Annotated in this window: 20 protein-coding genes; 4 read left to right on the top strand and 16 right to left on the bottom strand. The window is 48.0% G+C overall.

The window, feature by feature from the left end; translation table 11 throughout:
• The first annotated feature begins 161 nt into the window (after nt 1–161).
• Nucleotides 162–851, top strand: a complete 690-nt coding sequence (locus NNL21_RS11885) for a GntR family transcriptional regulator (RefSeq protein ID WP_204819199.1) — start codon at nt 162–164, stop codon at nt 849–851.
• Between the two features lie 53 nt (nt 852–904).
• Here the strand turns inward: NNL21_RS11885 and NNL21_RS11880 are convergent, their stop codons facing one another.
• The 13 genes from NNL21_RS11880 to NNL21_RS11820 all read right to left on the bottom strand — a co-directional run bounded on the left by NNL21_RS11880 (nt 905) and on the right by NNL21_RS11820 (nt 10,806).
• Nucleotides 905–1,336: a cupin domain-containing protein gene (locus NNL21_RS11880; protein ID WP_204819198.1), complete on the bottom strand. Its 432-nt coding sequence runs from the start codon at nt 1,334–1,336 to the stop codon at nt 905–907.
• Between the two features lie 19 nt (nt 1,337–1,355).
• The gene (locus tag NNL21_RS11875; protein WP_204819197.1) at nt 1,356–2,324 is read right to left on the bottom strand and encodes a C-terminal binding protein; all 969 of its coding nucleotides are present in this window, start codon (nt 2,322–2,324) and stop codon (nt 1,356–1,358) included.
• Between the two features lie 55 nt (nt 2,325–2,379).
• Complete coding sequence (locus tag NNL21_RS11870; RefSeq protein WP_204819196.1) at nt 2,380–3,174, bottom strand: SDR family NAD(P)-dependent oxidoreductase; 795 nt, start codon at nt 3,172–3,174, stop codon at nt 2,380–2,382.
• 318 nt (nt 3,175–3,492) lie between these two features.
• Nucleotides 3,493–4,458 (bottom strand): ribokinase, encoded by a 966-nt coding sequence (gene rbsK / locus NNL21_RS11865; RefSeq protein ID WP_204819195.1) that lies wholly within the window; start codon nt 4,456–4,458, stop codon nt 3,493–3,495.
• A 10-nt stretch (nt 4,459–4,468) separates the two neighbouring features.
• Entirely contained in the window at nt 4,469–5,155 is a 687-nt protein-coding gene (gene deoC, locus NNL21_RS11860; RefSeq protein WP_204819194.1) for a deoxyribose-phosphate aldolase, read from the bottom strand.
• 14 nt (nt 5,156–5,169) lie between these two features.
• Nucleotides 5,170–6,114: a DNA-binding transcriptional repressor DeoR gene (deoR, locus tag NNL21_RS11855; RefSeq protein WP_256555180.1), complete on the bottom strand. Its 945-nt coding sequence runs from the start codon at nt 6,112–6,114 to the stop codon at nt 5,170–5,172.
• A gap of 126 nt (nt 6,115–6,240) precedes the next feature.
• The gene (locus tag NNL21_RS11850; RefSeq protein WP_204819193.1) at nt 6,241–6,735 is read right to left on the bottom strand and encodes a GNAT family N-acetyltransferase; all 495 of its coding nucleotides are present in this window, start codon (nt 6,733–6,735) and stop codon (nt 6,241–6,243) included.
• Between the two features lie 218 nt (nt 6,736–6,953).
• Nucleotides 6,954–7,967 (bottom strand): acyltransferase family protein, encoded by a 1,014-nt coding sequence (locus NNL21_RS11845; protein WP_204819192.1) that lies wholly within the window; start codon nt 7,965–7,967, stop codon nt 6,954–6,956.
• A 151-nt stretch (nt 7,968–8,118) separates the two neighbouring features.
• On the bottom strand, nt 8,119–8,262 hold the full coding sequence (locus tag NNL21_RS11840) for a hypothetical protein (RefSeq protein ID WP_204819191.1): 144 nt from the start codon (nt 8,260–8,262) through the stop codon (nt 8,119–8,121).
• A 151-nt stretch (nt 8,263–8,413) separates the two neighbouring features.
• The gene (locus NNL21_RS11835) at nt 8,414–8,884 is read right to left on the bottom strand and encodes an NUDIX domain-containing protein (RefSeq protein ID WP_204819615.1); all 471 of its coding nucleotides are present in this window, start codon (nt 8,882–8,884) and stop codon (nt 8,414–8,416) included.
• Nucleotides 8,885–9,053: 169 nt separating this feature from the next.
• Entirely contained in the window at nt 9,054–9,431 is a 378-nt protein-coding gene (locus NNL21_RS11830) for a DoxX family protein (RefSeq protein WP_204819190.1), read from the bottom strand.
• 257 nt (nt 9,432–9,688) lie between these two features.
• A complete protein-coding gene (locus tag NNL21_RS11825) occupies nt 9,689–10,126 on the bottom strand; it encodes an RrF2 family transcriptional regulator (RefSeq protein WP_204819189.1) in 438 nt (145 codons plus the stop codon).
• Between the two features lie 80 nt (nt 10,127–10,206).
• Entirely contained in the window at nt 10,207–10,806 is a 600-nt protein-coding gene (locus NNL21_RS11820) for a TetR/AcrR family transcriptional regulator (protein WP_256555230.1), read from the bottom strand.
• 171 nt (nt 10,807–10,977) lie between these two features.
• Between NNL21_RS11820 and NNL21_RS11815 the strand changes: the two genes are divergently transcribed.
• The gene (locus NNL21_RS11815; RefSeq protein WP_204819187.1) at nt 10,978–11,739 is read left to right on the top strand and encodes a glucose 1-dehydrogenase; all 762 of its coding nucleotides are present in this window, start codon (nt 10,978–10,980) and stop codon (nt 11,737–11,739) included.
• A gap of 235 nt (nt 11,740–11,974) precedes the next feature.
• On the opposite strand, the gene NNL21_RS11810 is transcribed toward NNL21_RS11815, so the two are convergent.
• On the bottom strand, nt 11,975–12,598 hold the full coding sequence (locus tag NNL21_RS11810) for an FMN-dependent NADH-azoreductase (RefSeq protein ID WP_204819186.1): 624 nt from the start codon (nt 12,596–12,598) through the stop codon (nt 11,975–11,977).
• Nucleotides 12,599–12,904: 306 nt separating this feature from the next.
• On the opposite strand from NNL21_RS11810, the gene NNL21_RS11805 reads away from it, so the two are divergent.
• Nucleotides 12,905–13,360 (top strand): MarR family winged helix-turn-helix transcriptional regulator, encoded by a 456-nt coding sequence (locus NNL21_RS11805; protein ID WP_204819185.1) that lies wholly within the window; start codon nt 12,905–12,907, stop codon nt 13,358–13,360.
• Nucleotides 13,350–14,231: a pirin family protein gene (locus tag NNL21_RS11800; protein WP_204819184.1), complete on the top strand. Its 882-nt coding sequence runs from the start codon at nt 13,350–13,352 to the stop codon at nt 14,229–14,231. Before NNL21_RS11805 ends, NNL21_RS11800 begins: the two co-directional genes overlap by 11 nt.
• Nucleotides 14,232–14,337: 106 nt before the next feature.
• Here NNL21_RS11800 and NNL21_RS11795 read toward each other — a convergent pair whose 3' ends face one another.
• Nucleotides 14,338–14,703, bottom strand: a complete 366-nt coding sequence (locus NNL21_RS11795) for a DoxX family protein (protein WP_204819183.1) — start codon at nt 14,701–14,703, stop codon at nt 14,338–14,340.
• 23 nt (nt 14,704–14,726) lie between these two features.
• On the bottom strand, nt 14,727–16,103 hold the full coding sequence (locus tag NNL21_RS11790; protein ID WP_204819182.1) for an MFS transporter: 1,377 nt from the start codon (nt 16,101–16,103) through the stop codon (nt 14,727–14,729).
• Nucleotides 16,104–16,133 lie beyond the last annotated feature (30 nt).

Genomic DNA, 16,133 nt, shown 5'->3' with positions numbered 1-16,133 from the left:
GCAACGTTTAACACGGCGTTATTCATTTCCGCAGCAAATGGCCATAATTGTTGTCTATTATTTGCCTCTTAACTTATAATACAGGTAACTATTTTTTGAACTATTGTACCTATCTGCAGTTCACTGATATGGCTCATCATGATTATGAAAAGAGGTATTTTGTGTTAAAAAATCAGTCTCCTGAAGAAAGCAACCGCAATCAACAAACGAAAGAAGTCATCCGAATTATTAGAATGAATATTATTTCGGGCAAGCTGACCTCCGAATCGTCTATTGTCGAGTCGCAGTTAGCAGCCGAGCTAGGGGTAAGCAGAGGTCCGATCCGTGCCGCCTTGCAAAGCTTAGAGCAGGAAGGTCTAGTTAAATCGATGCCTAACGGGAGAACGGTGGTCGTAGGCTTTACGCTGAAAGCAGTCGAGGATATCTTCGATCTGCGTCTCATGCTGGAGCACAAGGCGCTGCAGCTCATTCTCGATAACGAGATGGTCGATTATTTTCCAATCCTTGCGGTGCTTGACCGAATACGCGAAGTAAATAACCATGCCAATATAGAGGATCTAACGCAAACGATCACAGAAGTGGATATCCAATTCCACCGCAGTATTATGATCATGAGCGAGAATCACGCTATTCTACAGGCATGGAATCTAATGGCCAATACGATTTACGCCGCATTGAATATTTCGAACGGCACGTTCTACACGGACTTCTTCGAATATTACAAATCGCATAAACGATTATCCGATCTTATTATTCAAAGAAACCCTCTGGCGCTCGATGAGATTACTTTACAAATTACGCATTCTAAAGACCTGGTCAGCACACAGCTGAAGAAACACTTGAAGAGCTAATAGGCGAAACTGAAGAAATCCCCCGGCCTAGGCCGGGGTTATGCTATTTTGATCTATTCTTCGTGAATGGTTTTATACGATTTCCCCCAAGCCTCCAACCTCTGATCGTATACAGGGTTTGCGCCTTTCTCGGGCTGACGCGTCCACACGGTATAAATGACCAGTTCTTCGGTTTCACTTTTATTCGCGAGCGCATGCATGCTTCCTGCCGGTATGTAGGCGATATCTCCTGGGCTCACGTCATATTCTTGACCATCGAGACGAAGCCTTCCCTCCCCTTTAAGGATCAGATAGATTTCATCGTTGTTAAATTCAGGGCTATGCGAATGGTCTTCCTGTTTTCCTCCGGGAGCAAACGTGCCAAGATTAATTTGAACGGATTGCGAATCGGAATTCGTACGGTCGAGCAGCATTCTGGAAGAATAGATTTCATCTACGATAAAAGGCTTTACCTCGGACGCCTTAATAAATGTACACTTTGACATTTCATACACCTCTACGTTTTTATTTTTCAATCGCTGGCTTATTTACGATAGAAGGAACGGGCTTCCCATTCAAATAATCGATAACTCGCGTTGTTAGAAGATCTCTCAACTTTATTTCGGCTTGTACCGAATACCATGCCATATGATTCGTGACAATTGCTTTAGGATGGTGGAGAAGCGGATGGTCCGGCAGCGGAGGCTCGGTCTCCATCACGTCTACTGCGGCGAAAGATACGAGCTCTTGGTCCAAGGCTGCCAACAATTGCTGCTCGTTGATAATCGAACCGCGCGACACATTGATTAATGATGGCTGTTGTTTCATTCGCCGGAACGCTTCCGTATTAAACAAGTGATGCGTCTGCGGCGTTAACGGGCAATGAATGGTTATGATATCCGATGCTTCGAGCAGCTGACCGAAGGATACCAGCTTAACGCCTGACGGCAAATCGTCCTGTGTGAGATAAGGATCATGCACAATAATATTCGTACCGAACGCAGTCATCATCTGAATCACGCGCATTCCGATTCGACCGGTTCCGACAACGCCGAGCGTAATATCTTTAATCGGGTAGATGGGCTTTAAAACGCTTACATTCCCCCAAATACCCTTCCGCGTCAAGTTGGAGGAAGTGAACAGCTTGCGATTCAGAGAGAAAATAAAGCTGACGGCGTGCTCGGCCACCTCTTCAATGCAATAATCCGGAACATTGATTACGGCAACGCCTCGTCCTGAGCACGCTTCCAAATCGATGTTGTCTACCCCGACTCCGTACCTGCCAATGACCTTTAAATTCCCCAAATGATGGATCAACTGCGCCGTTACCGGTTCCAGATTAACGAGCAATCCATCGACATCCGCCAATTTATCCACGATCTCAAGCGGATCCCTGCAGGTGTAATAGACTGCTTCCATATTCATAGATTGAAATAGCTGTAATTCACGTTGACCTTCAAATAATTGCGCTCCAAGAATAGCGATCTTTCTCAACCCGTTAACCTCCTCATCGATCCGCAGCATGCTTCTTCATAGGTTCATAAGTCTGCTATTGAACATTATGATGGAATGAAGGAACCGATTCCGGTCCGTGGTAGGCCGCGTAGCCCCCATCGACATATAATACGGCTCCGGTGATGAAGGAAGCTTTCTCGGAGGATAAGAAGAGCGCCGTATCGGCAATATTATCCGGCGTGCCCAATCGGGCTAGAGGCGTTCTTCGGATCATATCATCCTTATTCAAAGCACCTGACTCGAATGCCATGTTTAAATTATCTGTAAGTATATATCCCGGTGCGATAGCATTCACCCGCACACCGTCAAGCGCCCACTCGCAAGCAAGCGTCTTTGTCAGGCTGTCTACCGCCGACTTGGATGTCGAATAAGGTAATCTTCGTGGTATTCCACCCAGACCGTGGATGGATGAAATATTAATTACGATGCCCGACTGTTGTTTCAACATCATCTTTCCAGCTTCTTTGGCACATAAGAACATCGATTTTACATTCGTGTCAAAGATCAGATCCCACTCATCTTCTGAGAAATCCACGATTGGTTTACGTATCGTCGTTCCTACATTATTCACTAGAGTATCCAAGGTACCAAAATGATCGGCTACCAAGCCAAAAACCCGTTCCACATCGGCTCTCTGGGAGACATCGGCTTGACATGAGATTGCCTTTCCACCCATCCCTTCGATTTCATTCCGGGTTTTTTGTGCGGCGGGTTCATCAATGTCGGCTATAACAATCGAGGCTCCCTCTCTAGCAAAGGCCAATGCGGTTGCACGTCCGATCCCGTTACCTGAACCCGTAACCAAAACGACTTTTCCATTGAATTGCAATCGTATCATCCCTCCTAATTAATGAATTAATATTGATATTTTTAACATTGATAATAATGCAAGTATACGATTTATAATTTTTGTTGTCAATTATATTAAATTGTAAACAATTTTAATTATATTTGTACAACTGCAGCCTGTTAGGGCCTTTACAAGGGTCTGAACAACGTGAATCAGCAGCTGCAGAGGGATTAACTCCAGCAGACAGCACAAATGCAGCTCGTCTCATAACAAGAGCGGACTGCATTTGTGGTCAAGCCTGCATGACATATAGTTTTAAAAATTGCTGGTTTGAATCTTATGAAAACTTATGAATTCTTATGAGCCTTCAACGAATGCAATTGGCTTCACGTGATTCCGTTGATCCTCCATAAGCTCCAATACCTCTGATTCTTGCGGCATGGAAACAGCCGTACCCACTCTAGTTACTGAAAGCGCCGCTACCGCGGAAGCATATAAAGCCGCTTCCAATGCAGATTTGCCAACGGAAAGCGCATGCGCAAACCCGCCGTTAAATGCATCTCCCGCACCAGTCGTATCTTTCACCTCAACCTGATAAGGGGGGATATGCCAGCATTGCCCGGTACTCTCCCTCAGAACGACCCCTTTGCCTCCCAGAGTTATAAGAACACTGCGAGCCCCCCAGTCGGCGAGCAGCCTTGCCGCCGAAGCTGCGCTATCCGGGTCGTTAACCTCCATTTCGGTCAAAGCGGAGGCTTCTGTTTCGTTAGGCGTTATGTAGGCAGCGTATTTCAACCAAGTCCGGTCGAACGGCTGATACGGAGCCGGATTCAGAATGGAGGGAATATGGTGCTTGTCAGCCAGGTTAAGCGCCGTGCCAACGGCGTCAAGATTCGTTTCAAGCTGGATCAGAACGATGTCAGACGCGGCAAGATCAGCCTCCACCTTCTCCACATCCTCACGGCTAAGCGTCCCGCAAGCGCCTAACGACACAACGATCTGATTATCCTTGTTATCATCTACCAGAATGAGTGCCACGCCCGTAGCCTCTTCTGGATCGACGGTGACCCAATCTGTCCGGATCCCTTCTGCTTGAAAGTGACTCATGGCGCTTCGTCCAAATTCGTCGTCCCCCACCTTCGTCACCAACGAAACCTTAGCGCCCAGTCTAGCGGCGGCGGCAGCCTGATTGCCTCCCTTGCCGCCCGCTCCCATTCGAAAGGGGCCTCCAAGAACCGTTTCTCCGGTTCTCGGCATATGCGGAGTACGGCTCATCAGGTCGACTACATAGCTTCCAACAACCAATACACGATTTGGCTTCATCGTTTACCTCCTAATATCCTTCACCGGTACCGTTGGTAATGATGGCAATGCTTGAGCTCGTCCCAAGACGGTCAGCGCCAGCCGCAATCATCTTCTCGGCCGTACTTTTGTCACGGATTCCTGCCGAAGCTTTGACGCCCATATCCGGGCCTACCGTTTCCCGCATAAGCGCGATGTCGTGTACGGATGCTTCTCCTGGCCCGAAGCCTGTGCAAGTTTTGACGAAATCGGCTCCTGCACGTTTGCTAATGAGGCATGCGGCGCTCTTCTCCTCGTCCGTCAAATAACCCGTTTCCAGAATAACCTTGACGAAGGCCTTGCCCTTGCACGCTTGAACGACCGCATGGATATCAAGCTCTACGGCATCCAGCTCTCCCGATTTCAGGGCGCCGAGATTGATGACCATATCGATTTCCGTTGCTCCATTGGCTATACTATCTCTTGCCTCGGCGACTTTGGCGTTAGTAGTCGTGCTGCCCAGCGGGAAACCGATAACGGTCGTAATGCCAACCTCCGTTCCCTTCAATAACCCATAAGCTACAGGCACCCAATACGGATTCACGCATACCGTGGCAAAACGATGTTCTACCGCCTCTTTACACAATTGAATAATTTGATCTCTGGTACTGCTTGGCTTTAATAAAGTATGGTCAATGATCCGGGCGATTTCGGGCCCGGTTAAACGAACGTGTTCCATTCCTTCACCTCTTATCAAGTTTGTTTCTTCCCTAACAACACGCGTGCCGTAAACTCATCCGTAACCAAAACATTGGCGTACCGTCCCCGCAGCGCGCCATAAACGGCTTCAACCTTCGACGGTCCCCCCGCCACGAGAATCGAATATTCTTTGCGCGATAATTCGCTTAATTCGACCGAAATCGTCCGGCTGTTCAATTCCTCGCTGACGATGTTTCCCTCCTCGTCGAAATATCTGGAGCAGATGTCCCCCACGCCTTCCGTTGTGATCAAGCTCGTTTCCTCCTGCGAGAAGTACCCCGCTTGCAGCAATAACGAGTCCTTCAGAGGCACTCCAACCGTGAACAGCGCGATGTTCGCCTGATTGCCCAGATCCAATACCGAGCGGATATGACGGTCCGCCTCGATCGCCTGCTTGACGACGACCTGATCGACAATGGCAGGGAGGGGGAGGAGATGTGGAGACGTATGGAACGCCTTGGCGAACAATTGAATAATTTCGGACGCATACGTGTTCGTTTCCGAATAACTGACGCCCCCGTTCAGCTGCACGACCTTTACGTTTTTGAGATGCTTATTAACCAGCTGCAGCGCTACCTGATACATCGTCGATCCCCAGGAAACGGCGATACAATCTCCCTCTTTGACCGTGCTATATAAGTAATCGGCGGTCGCTTCACCCAAGTACTTCTTGACAAGGATATCTTCGTACTGAGGAACGGAGACGATAATCGCTTCTTTCAAATTGAACATTGTTTGGATATCCTCGGACAATTGTTCAATGTCACCCGTTGGATCTTTAATTTTTATTTGTACGATTCCTTCCTGCTTGGCCTGTTGGAGCAAACGGGAAACGGTCGGACGGGAGACCCCGAGGCGCTTAGCGATCTCCTGCTGACCCAAATCAAGCAGATAGTACATTTTCGCTGCACTGATGACTTTCTCCAATCTTTCTTCCAATTTCCAATGCACTCTTTCTTTATTGAAATTTTGTTCACAAACGGTTTTACGTTTGTATCATGATTCTATTGATCTATATTTAAACTGTCAATAGCTTACTGTTTATCCGTATACCAGGGCAGCTTCTTAGCATACGGTTCGTTGTTCTACTCCAAGTCGTTTCTTGAACAAGACCCTGCCGCCGCCGCGGCCATCGTAGTCAATGCATACCGGAATGCCTTCAAGCTCTTGCTCCTGGGGCTCCATGATAAAACCAAGAGAGATATGAAACGCGATGGATTCCTTATTCCATGGGGCCGTTACACATCGAATTACAGACCTCTCCAGGGCTACAGCACGTTCAGCAAACGCCTCATAAAGTGCTCGTCCTACTCCCTTACCACGGTAAGCAGGGTCAACCATAACAATACGAATATAGGTTTCATCCGGATTCGTTTGCGACATGAACCCCATCACGAAACCGATCATTCTACCGCCTTCTTCTGCCAGCAAACAAGTTTCCCGAAAGTGGGTGATGTACCATTTGGAGAACATGTCGCTTGAATAAGTATTCCCCCACCAAGCAGAAGCAACCGCAAGGATTCCTCCGCAATCGCTTCCTTCCATATTTCTTATTTTCATGTGGGTTCTCTCCTTCCGATCAGCTTCAGCTCATATGCGTCTCCCATTTACTGTTGTCTCGACGGAATACAGCATATAAATAATACCATATATAGGAATAAGAGACTCTTTATTTTTGGCAGCCACTCCACATCGGATAATAAAAAAAAGGATAGAGCAACAGAAATGGTTTCTGTTGTCCCTATCCTATCTTCTTGAATTTCATCTCGAATTTCAGCTCAAGCCGCCTTTGCCTTTGTAGATGTCTGAAGCTTCCGTCCGAACCCCTGCGGTCCCAGGAATAACGAGGTGAGTATCGTCGATTTGGACATCACCCAAGCCATAGCAAGCGGAATCAATACGCCTGCCACGGTAAATACCACGGTTCCGTACTCCATTCCCAGTCCATAGGTCAGTGTAATATTAACCGGAATGTGCAAATACATGATGGTGATGGTGACTGTCCCCAGGAAGGCCAATGCATTCGTTGCTTGCCAACGGGAGATCCAATAGCATACTTGAAGTACGACGAGCACGCAAGCAATCGGCACCAAGAGATCCAGAACAGGCTGTGTGTATACCTTAAGCTTCATATCGATCCTGAAATTCCATGCGCCGGTCACATTGAGCACAATTGCGGTGAGCCAGATTAAAGCCGCGGGCAGGAAAACGGTCGCTTTCTCCAGCCAGTTCTGCAGAACGGTCTTGTAGGTATACCCGATAAAGAAAAATACGATCGCCATCAGCGCGACATCGGCATTCCAAGGAACGTCCCATTGCGCAGCGGATGTCATGCTTACCAGGTGAGCTGCCGCATAACACACCACCACGACTTTCCATTGTACGCTGAACGAATACCTGGAGAGGAAGCCCATCAGGAGATGAACCAGCAGCAGACAGGTTATGAACCAAAATACCCCATACCATCCTCCTAGAACGGTACCACCGTAAACTAACAACAGAAGATCGTTCGGAATCGACATCGGATCCCTCAACCGCACAGCGACCAACAGCGAAATGCAGATCCCATACGCGAAGTATGGAATCATGAAAAATTTGATCCTTTTCCACGCCCACGGCATGTAAGCATCTGCGGCTACGCCTTTGAAGAGCAGCCCGCTAACCAAGAAAAACAGCGGGATACGCAGCCAGCCTAAATAATGGTTGATGACATCATTACCGGAATGCCCCATGACCACCAGAATGATGCTTAGCCCGCGGGCAACGTCAATCCACTTCTTGCGTTCCTTCACGAATTCCCTCCACTCTGCTTGGATTATTGTCACATCTCTACCATATCGGATAGCGATACATGTCGAACATAGGCGAATACGTTCAAATATCTAGGTCATATGAATCGCATTCCAATTAACAAGACAAGGATACTCCTCAAGTCACTGTGACTTAAGGAATATCCTTGTCATCTTCTTTATCGGAGCAATCAAAGCATACCAGCGTCTGATCATCTAATACGATCCCGTCAATAAATCCATCCTTGCAGTAAACCGGCTTCTTGCATTCCTTGCATTCACCCACAAGCTCCTGCATGCATATCCCCTCCTGGTTGAGGCCCTTCCCGCGGAACTAAATGAAATAGCTTGTTAGCTGCAGCACAGCAATCGTTAAAATAAAGACAAGATAACTTCCCGTTCGAATTATCCAGCTCCATCGGTCATACCCCAATCTCTTATTCACATGATCATAATCCAATATTGCGCTTATGGCCTTGGTAGCTGCCGGCCTCAGGGAACCCGCTCTTGATCAGCTCTATAAACGTATCCGAAAAACCATAGCCGGCCAGCTCCTGGATCGGCACCATCCTGAGATCATGGATAGGAGTCGTTTCATGGTCATTCGTAGGCAAGGTTAACTGCCCGGAAATTCGTTCCAATAGAAACGTGATATGAACAACGGGAGGCTCGGCTTCAGGCAATTCGCATACGTACAGCAGCTTATTAATCTTCATCTCGAGACCTGTTTCCTCCTTCATTTCTCTTGCCATCCCGTCCTCCAGTGACTCGCCGCGCTCCAGCTTGCCTCCGGGAAGCGACCAGCTGCGCTCCGAGCTTACGCGCTGCTTCACTAATAGGACCGCACCGTTCTCAATGTATACCCCCGTCACCCTAACGCGCACCAGATTGTTATCCACTCTACCCCACCTCTCCACCATCCAAATTATGACAACAAACACATATTATATCTTCAAGATGCAGGAATGGAAAGATCTATTTTCTCGATAAAATGAAAAGGGAGAAGCCGTCCCTTAGGGATAAGCTTCTCCTTCTTAGACCGGAAGAGGGCTCTTGGTGGGTTGGAAAACCTCGCCACCTTAGATCCCTTCATGCATGGAATCCCGGAAAGTCAGCAAGATCCGAAATACGGATGAAGAACAGAATAAAGGACAACACACCGAGAAGAATGATCGGGAACGTCTGTTTGAACGAGTCCTTCACACGAACATGAGTCAGCGTTCCGCCGATGGCCGTAATCCCAAGCAGAAGTGCTCCAATCGCGGTCCAGCTCGGCTCCCAGTAACCCATAAGAAGTGCAACGGCAGCCACGAATTCAACGATACCCGTTACAACCCGGAACCATTGCGGCAATCCCCACTGTCTAAATCCTTCAACGTGCATCTTGGAGCCGGTTATTTTCCCCAAGCCTGCCATCAGAAACGCAAGCGCCAGTAAGCCTTGCAGTACGACTGCTGTAATATCCATTCTCTTGCCCCCAAATTTTAATAATTGCAACTTAATTAAGCACATTTAATTCTAAAAAAAAGATCCTGCTTTCCCTCAAACTCCGAGCGTTCACACCCCCGCAGATCAATTGCAACTAACACAAGCACATTATAATCGTTTTTTGTCCTTTTGCCTAGTAGCTGTATAAAAAAATGTTAAATTACACCAAGCAGCATGCACACCTGACTTGGGCGGCAAGATAGGCTTCTGCCCGGTATAAGTCGAACATCACAATATTATATTTTGAAAAAATCGACTCGATTCATAACATCCGCTATGGTATATTGCCGTAAATGATCAATGGTTTGCTGCTCAGCTTCATACAGGATCTTCTCTAATTCTTGATCCAGCTGCGCACCGGCTTCACCACAATCGACATCCTCATCGGGCTCCGCACACCCTGTACTGACTGCCGAGTAGATATCCCCTAACGTTATCTGACAAGCATCTTGACGCAGAATATACCCGCCTTCACGGCCGCCTCTTGATTCAACGATTCCTGTGACCGCTAATTGCTGCAGAACTCTGCGCATGAAGGTGGCATGAGAAGATACTTGATCTGCGATCATGGCACTCGATAATATATTATTGCTCTTCGCTAACCAGACGATGGCATGGACGGCAATTTTAAAACGAGGAGGTCCAATGTTGACTCCGCGGTTGGCTGAACTCATTCTATTTCCCCCTTCAGCTCAAAGTGCAACTATAATGCGCACATTATATTACAAAAGCAGGTGCATTACAACGCGTCCTTCTACTTGCGAGGTAGAAACACCTGACTGGAGGCGAGCGCAATCTTCAGCAGCTGCCGCGATATCTCTTCTTCGGTCTGCCTCATTCCATTCTGAAGCCAGTATTTATAAACCCCGATGGCCCCTCCGATGATCCAATCCACAAACAGGTCAAATTCAATATCTGGATGAACCCGGGCCATCTGATGCACAGATTGATGCAGGGATTGACTCATTTGATCATGAAGCCGGTTGGTGAAATCGGGCACTCCGTTCTTAAGCAGCATAATGCCGTAAAAATCGCTGTGCTTCTTAATATGTCCGACGGACAATCGGATGGTCTTCATAAACTCGACCGATGGTCCATGAGACGGCGGGATGACCGGCATGCCCTCAATAATATCCGCATACTCGTTCAGCACATCCTCGATCAGCTCCGTAAGAATTTCTTCTTTACTGGAATAATGGTCATAGTACGTAACCCGGTTCACACCGGCTTTTTCGGCGATTTCTTTGATCTTAATCTCGTCGAAGGTTTTCTCCAAGAGAAGCGAAAGCAGAGCTGCCTTCAGCTGACCGCGAGTTCGCATGACACGTAGATCCGTATTCTGGCGTGCTCTCATCACGTGCTCACCTCCTATAAATTCGGGTGCATGATCCTTCAAAATGCTGCTTAGACTACATATCTGTGATAAATGTCATACTATAAATTGCGATTGATTGGTATTATTATAGACGACACGATGTCGTCAAACAATGATCAATATTCCATAAATCTTGAAGGGATGAGAGCGATGAAATTGCAAAGTAAAGCTGCTGTTATCACTGGCGCTGCATCAGGAATGGGTAAGGAGATGGCGCTGCTGTTTGCCAAAGAAGGCGCCCAAGTTATCGTCGCAGATATCAATGAAGCTGCAGTAAGCGCCGTCGTTTCGGAAATCACTTCTGCCGGCGGACAAGCCAAGGGCGTTGTTACGAACGTTACAAAAGAGGAAGATGTCACCCGCATGATCGATGCGGCTGTCCAGGAGTACGGCAAGCTTGATATTCTAGTGAACAATGCAGGTATCATGGATCAAATGATGTCCGCTGAGGCCGTTACGGACGAGATGTGGTCCCGGGTCATGGAGATCAATGTTACAGGTCCTATGCGAGCCATCCGTAAAGTGATTCCTCTGATGACGAAGCAAGGTCATGGCGTCATCATCAATACGGCCTCCGTCGGCGGACTATTCGGCTCGCGGGCGGGCATTGCTTACACGGCTTCGAAGCACGCCGTTGTCGGGATCACCAAGAACGTCGGGTTCCAGTATGGCAAGCTCGGCATTCGCTGTAATGCGATTGCTCCAGGTGCCGTTGCGACCAATATTGGTGCCGGGATAACTGCGCCTGATCCGTTTGGGATTGAACAAGCGATGGCCGGTATGTCCTTGCAGCGCGGAGAAGCAGCTGATCCGAAGCAAATTGCAACAGTCGCCTTGTTCCTCGCCTCCGACGATTCCAGTTTCGTGAACGGCACGGTAGTCACGGCTGATGGCGGCTGGAGCGCATACTAAATTTACGGCTTAGGTTTGTACAACCTGCCCATAATCATGCATAAAGCCGCCGAAAGGCGGCTTTTTATAACGTCGTATTCATAATTTCGTTGTCCAAGAAACGTAAGAGGGGCAGCCTCCATCCCCAACAGTTCTACCTGTAGCGAGAAAGGCTGCCCCTTATTTGATTATACTCTACGATTGATTCTTTCGTTACGCCGACTGGGATTGTTTCTTCTGCTTGACCCAGCTTCGTTTAGAAACCTGCAGCCGTTCTTGCCGTTTCTTCCAGCCCTTGCGCAATAATATCTGCCGACCGGTCCTTGAATTGGTTATGACCTTCAATAATGACTTCTTGCGTTTGAATGCCGAACAGCCCTAAAGTTGCTTTAAGCGGTTTGACAGCTGATTCGATCGCTGACATAGGCTCCGTTGAGTATATCCCTCCGCGCGCATTCAGCAAGACGACTTTCTTCTCCCCGACAAGACCAACGGGACCCTCTGCGGTATATTTGAACGTCTTGCCTGCTTGTGTAAGGTAAGAGATATAGCTGATCAGAGGCGCAGGCGCAACGAAGTTCCACAACGGGAACGCAATGACTACCTTATCGGCTGCAAGAAACTGATCCAAATAGCGATTCGCGACTTCTGCTGCGGCTTGCTCGTCTGCGGTGAGCTCGTATCCTTGGTTCAATTTATACAATCCGGTGATGGCGTCATTCCCGTAATAAGGGAGCTCCTCTTGGAACAGATCAAGCTCAACTACAGCATCGGCTGGATTCGTTTCCTTATATGCCTTCAAGAACGCTTCGTACATTTGAACACTTACGGCTTGCTCAGCCGGCCGATCATTTGCCTTAACGAAAAGTATAGTTGCCATAATGTGCATTTCTCCTTTGATATACATAGATGGTAGTCAGACAAGGAACGGCGCGTACAATATAAATCAGTTCATTTAAGCTTATATGTGCCTATATCAAGCACATATTCAATTAAAAAAAACGCCTTTACTGCAACTGACATAAGCACATTATAGGGCAAAATAATAATAAACTCAAGTCCCTTGTTTTGGCATCTATAACTTTTTATCAGACCTCGATCCGCTTGACAAGATGAAAAAAATCATTTATCTTAAATTCAAGATTATTAAATTCAAGATTTTGATTGGAGGTGATCAGCCATCGACATGCCGGGTTCAATAAAGGATGAAGAACAACTGTCGCTCAAGCTTATGGTTGTCTTATCCAAAGCCTATAAGAGCATCACGGACAGAGCGTTACAGGATATAAAGAGCCATGGGTTGTCCTCCTCCGAATTTGGAATTATGGAGGTATTGTATGCGAAAGGGAAATTCCCCATTCAGCAAATTGGCAGTAAGATTCTAATATCCAGCGGAACAATGACCTACAATATTGACAAGCTTGAGAAGAGAAGCCTGTTACGGCGCGTACCATGCTCGGAGGACCGCCGTGTTGTTTACGCAGAATTGACTGACGAAGGGAAAGACCTGTTCGATCGCATATTCCCTATGCACTCGGCAAGCATTCATAAGATGCTGAGCAGCATCACCAGCAGCCAGAAGCATGAAGCAATTGCTTTACTCAAAAAATTAGGCAAAGGAGTTCATGAACATGACAACTGAACGTAAAATTCAAGGCATCTACAGAGGCGCACCCTTCCATATGGTGGGAGACGGGTTTCGGGTTTCGAACTATTTCCCATCGGGAAACAACTTTCAACAACGTTTCAGCCCCTTCATCCTAATGGACTATAACGCACCGTTTAAATTCCCTCCAAGCCCGGAAGTAAAGGGTGTTGGTGCGCATCCGCACAGAGGCTTCGAGACGGTTACCATTGCATATGACGGTTATATCGAGCACAATGACAATCACGGCAACCATGGCATTATCGGCCCTGGAGACGTGCAGTGGATGACGGCAGGATCAGGACTGCTGCACAAAGAGTATCATGAACGGGAGTTCTCCAAACGCGGCGGTATCTTCCACATGATTCAATTGTGGGTTAACCTTCCCCGCGCGAGCAAAATGCATCCCCCTAAATATCAGGAGCTGTTGAAGTCCCAGATGGGAAGAGTCGAGCTTCCTGATAACGGCGGTACCGTTCGGATCATAGCCGGCGACTACAACGGAGTCAATGGACCGGCCCAAACCTTTACGCCTATCCATCTATTCGATATCGCGTTCAACGAAAAGGGAAAAGCAGACTTCTCGCTGCCTTCCGCCTTCAACACGGCGGCCGTTGTGCTCCGAGGCTCGGCGATAATCAACAACACGACAACCGCGAGCGAAGGGGACTTTATTTTATTCGAGAATACCGAAGGCAGTATTCATATTGAAGGTCAAACCGCCGACACGCTCGTATTCGTACTGAGCGGAGAACCGATTGATGAGCCGATCTATCAACATGGCCCCTTCGTCATGAACACCCGTGAAGAAATCATGGAAGCCTTCCAAGACTTCCAATCCGGTAAAATGGGCAGCATGGATTTCTAATGCATTCGCGGCCGTGATTGCTTGGATCAGTTACAAAATGAATGAAGGGCTGTCCCAGTCATCCTAAAGATGACAGGGACAGCCCTTATCTCTTCCAATCATTGTATTAGAAAAGAGCTTTAAGCTCGCTTAAATGAAGCAAAGCTAACGTCATCGACAAAATCATCAACAGAAAAGGAGCAAACATCTGCTTGATCGGATCGTTCACTCGTATATGTGACAACACGGCTCCTAGCATCGTGCAGCCGATCCATAACGCGGCGAGTGAAAGCATACCTTTATCCCAGAATCCTGCGAGCAATCCAGCGGCTCCCGCCACTTGAACGAAGCCGGTAAACACCCTGAACCACTGCGGCAGCTTGATATGCCTAAATACCTCCACCTGCATTTTCGCCCCGGCAATCTTACTAAGGCCGCTGAAGAGGAAAGCGAGTAATAACAAGCTTTGAAGAATAATCGTTACAATGTTCACAATAAGACCTCCATATCGATAAATTACTCCCTAACCGCCTTGATCTTTGGCTGAGCAGCCCCAAACTGAAGACGGTACAGCACGACAATTGCAATCGTCAGAGCGCACATCACCATAAAAATGTTACTGTAAATATAGGCACCCTCATCGGTTACAAACGGATTGAGACGAATTGAGGACATCTTATTGTCCAGCAGCTTGCCGATGAAGCTCATGGAGATCGCACCCGAGATGAAATTCACCATGGAGAACAGCCCCATGCCTACCCCTACCTGATCCTTGTCCAGCGTACGCGATAACGTATTCGACATGGCGATCTGCATGAAGGTTTGACCCACGTTGCCCGCAATTAGTATCACAGCTATGACATATGGAGAGACTCCGATAAAGGTCGAGATGAGCGCGAAGCAAAGGAGCATCAAGGATGAAGCCGCAAACACGAGAAAGGAATTGCCCCTCTCATCCGCCAGTTTCCCGCCTTTGCGCCCCATAAGAGCGGAAGCTATGGCAGCCGGAAACAAGACGAGGCCGATGCTCCCGGGAGACAAACCATTCAAGCTGGCCAAGTATTGCGGGGTCATGAACGTAATACCGAAATTCATCGCCGTCGTGATGAAGGCAATGAACAATCCTACAGAGAAATTGCGGTTTCGGAATACACCCGGATGGATGAATGGATCGGAAGCCGACCGGATTCTAACGATAAAGAGCGCGAGCAGAATAAGTCCAGCCGCGAACAACAGCCCATTGCTTTGTGTAATGGCTAGAAGAAAGAGCGCGACTGTCCCGGCAAGCAGTCCGCCGCCAAGGAAATCGATGTGCCCTGCATTCCCTCTCTCGTCGTCCATATATTTGCGGAAGTAAGGCAGGGTAACCAAGGATATCAAGGAGAAGAGGAACAATAACCTCCAGCTGCCAAAGCTTGAGATTAGTCCTGCGACTACCGGTCCCAAGGCGCCTCCTAGCGCGAGACCGATGGCGGACGTGCCCAGGGCTCTTCCCCGTTTCTCAGGGGGAAAATAACGAATGGGAATGATCATCGCGGTCGCGGGAAGAACCGAAGCTCCGGCAGCCTGCAGCACACGCCCGAGAATAATCATCCAATATTCAGCAGCAAGCATACCCGTAATCGAGCCGACCGCAAAGATAAGCAGCCCGAAAGTCAGCAAATCCTTCAGCCGGAATCTGTCTGCAAGCTTCCCGAATACAATCGAACCAATTGCATAGACGACCATATATCCAGTCATAATCCAGCTGACCTGTGAAGGCACGAGATCGAACTCCTTACCGATTACCGGAAGAGCAACGTTAAACATCGTGCCGTTCATGACGGAGAATATTAATGCGAAGACCAATACGCGCAGCAGCTTGTCCGCATTCTTAAACGCCGGATTATTCATAAGTGCCTCCCCCTCTACTTGATCGCTCTA

The sequence above is a fragment of the Paenibacillus mendelii genome, from assembly GCF_024498075.1.
Classification (GTDB): Bacteria; Bacillota; Bacilli; order Paenibacillales; family Paenibacillaceae; genus Paenibacillus_Z; species Paenibacillus_Z mendelii.
Note: the sequence above shows the minus strand (reverse complement) of the source record. Positions and strands in the feature narration are given on the sequence as shown.

Bases quoted from the DNA above. Each gene is read 5' to 3' on its own strand.
- NNL21_RS11880 (WP_204819198.1), bottom strand. From the start codon at position 1,336: ATGTCAAAGTGTACATTTATTAAGGCGTCCGAGGTAAAGCCTTTTATC.
- rbsK (WP_204819195.1), bottom strand. From the start codon at position 4,458: ATGAAGCCAAATCGTGTATTGGTTGTTGGAAGCTATGTAGTCGACCTG.
- deoC (WP_204819194.1), bottom strand. From the start codon at position 5,155: ATGGAACACGTTCGTTTAACCGGGCCCGAAATCGCCCGGATCATTGAC.
- NNL21_RS11850 (WP_204819193.1), bottom strand. From the start codon at position 6,735: ATGAAAATAAGAAATATGGAAGGAAGCGATTGCGGAGGAATCCTTGCG.
- NNL21_RS11840 (WP_204819191.1), bottom strand. From the start codon at position 8,262: ATGCAGGAGCTTGTGGGTGAATGCAAGGAATGCAAGAAGCCGGTTTAC.
- NNL21_RS11835 (WP_204819615.1), bottom strand. From the start codon at position 8,884: ATGGTGGAGAGGTGGGGTAGAGTGGATAACAATCTGGTGCGCGTTAGG.
- NNL21_RS11830 (WP_204819190.1), bottom strand. From the start codon at position 9,431: ATGGATATTACAGCAGTCGTACTGCAAGGCTTACTGGCGCTTGCGTTT.
- NNL21_RS11825 (WP_204819189.1), bottom strand. From the start codon at position 10,126: ATGAGTTCAGCCAACCGCGGAGTCAACATTGGACCTCCTCGTTTTAAA.
- NNL21_RS11820 (WP_256555230.1), bottom strand. From the start codon at position 10,806: ATGAGAGCACGCCAGAATACGGATCTACGTGTCATGCGAACTCGCGGT.
- NNL21_RS11815 (WP_204819187.1), top strand. From the start codon at position 10,978: ATGAAATTGCAAAGTAAAGCTGCTGTTATCACTGGCGCTGCATCAGGA.
- NNL21_RS11810 (WP_204819186.1), bottom strand. From the start codon at position 12,598: ATGGCAACTATACTTTTCGTTAAGGCAAATGATCGGCCGGCTGAGCAA.
- NNL21_RS11805 (WP_204819185.1), top strand. From the start codon at position 12,905: ATGCCGGGTTCAATAAAGGATGAAGAACAACTGTCGCTCAAGCTTATG.
- NNL21_RS11800 (WP_204819184.1), top strand. From the start codon at position 13,350: ATGACAACTGAACGTAAAATTCAAGGCATCTACAGAGGCGCACCCTTC.
- NNL21_RS11790 (WP_204819182.1), bottom strand. From the start codon at position 16,103: ATGAATAATCCGGCGTTTAAGAATGCGGACAAGCTGCTGCGCGTATTG.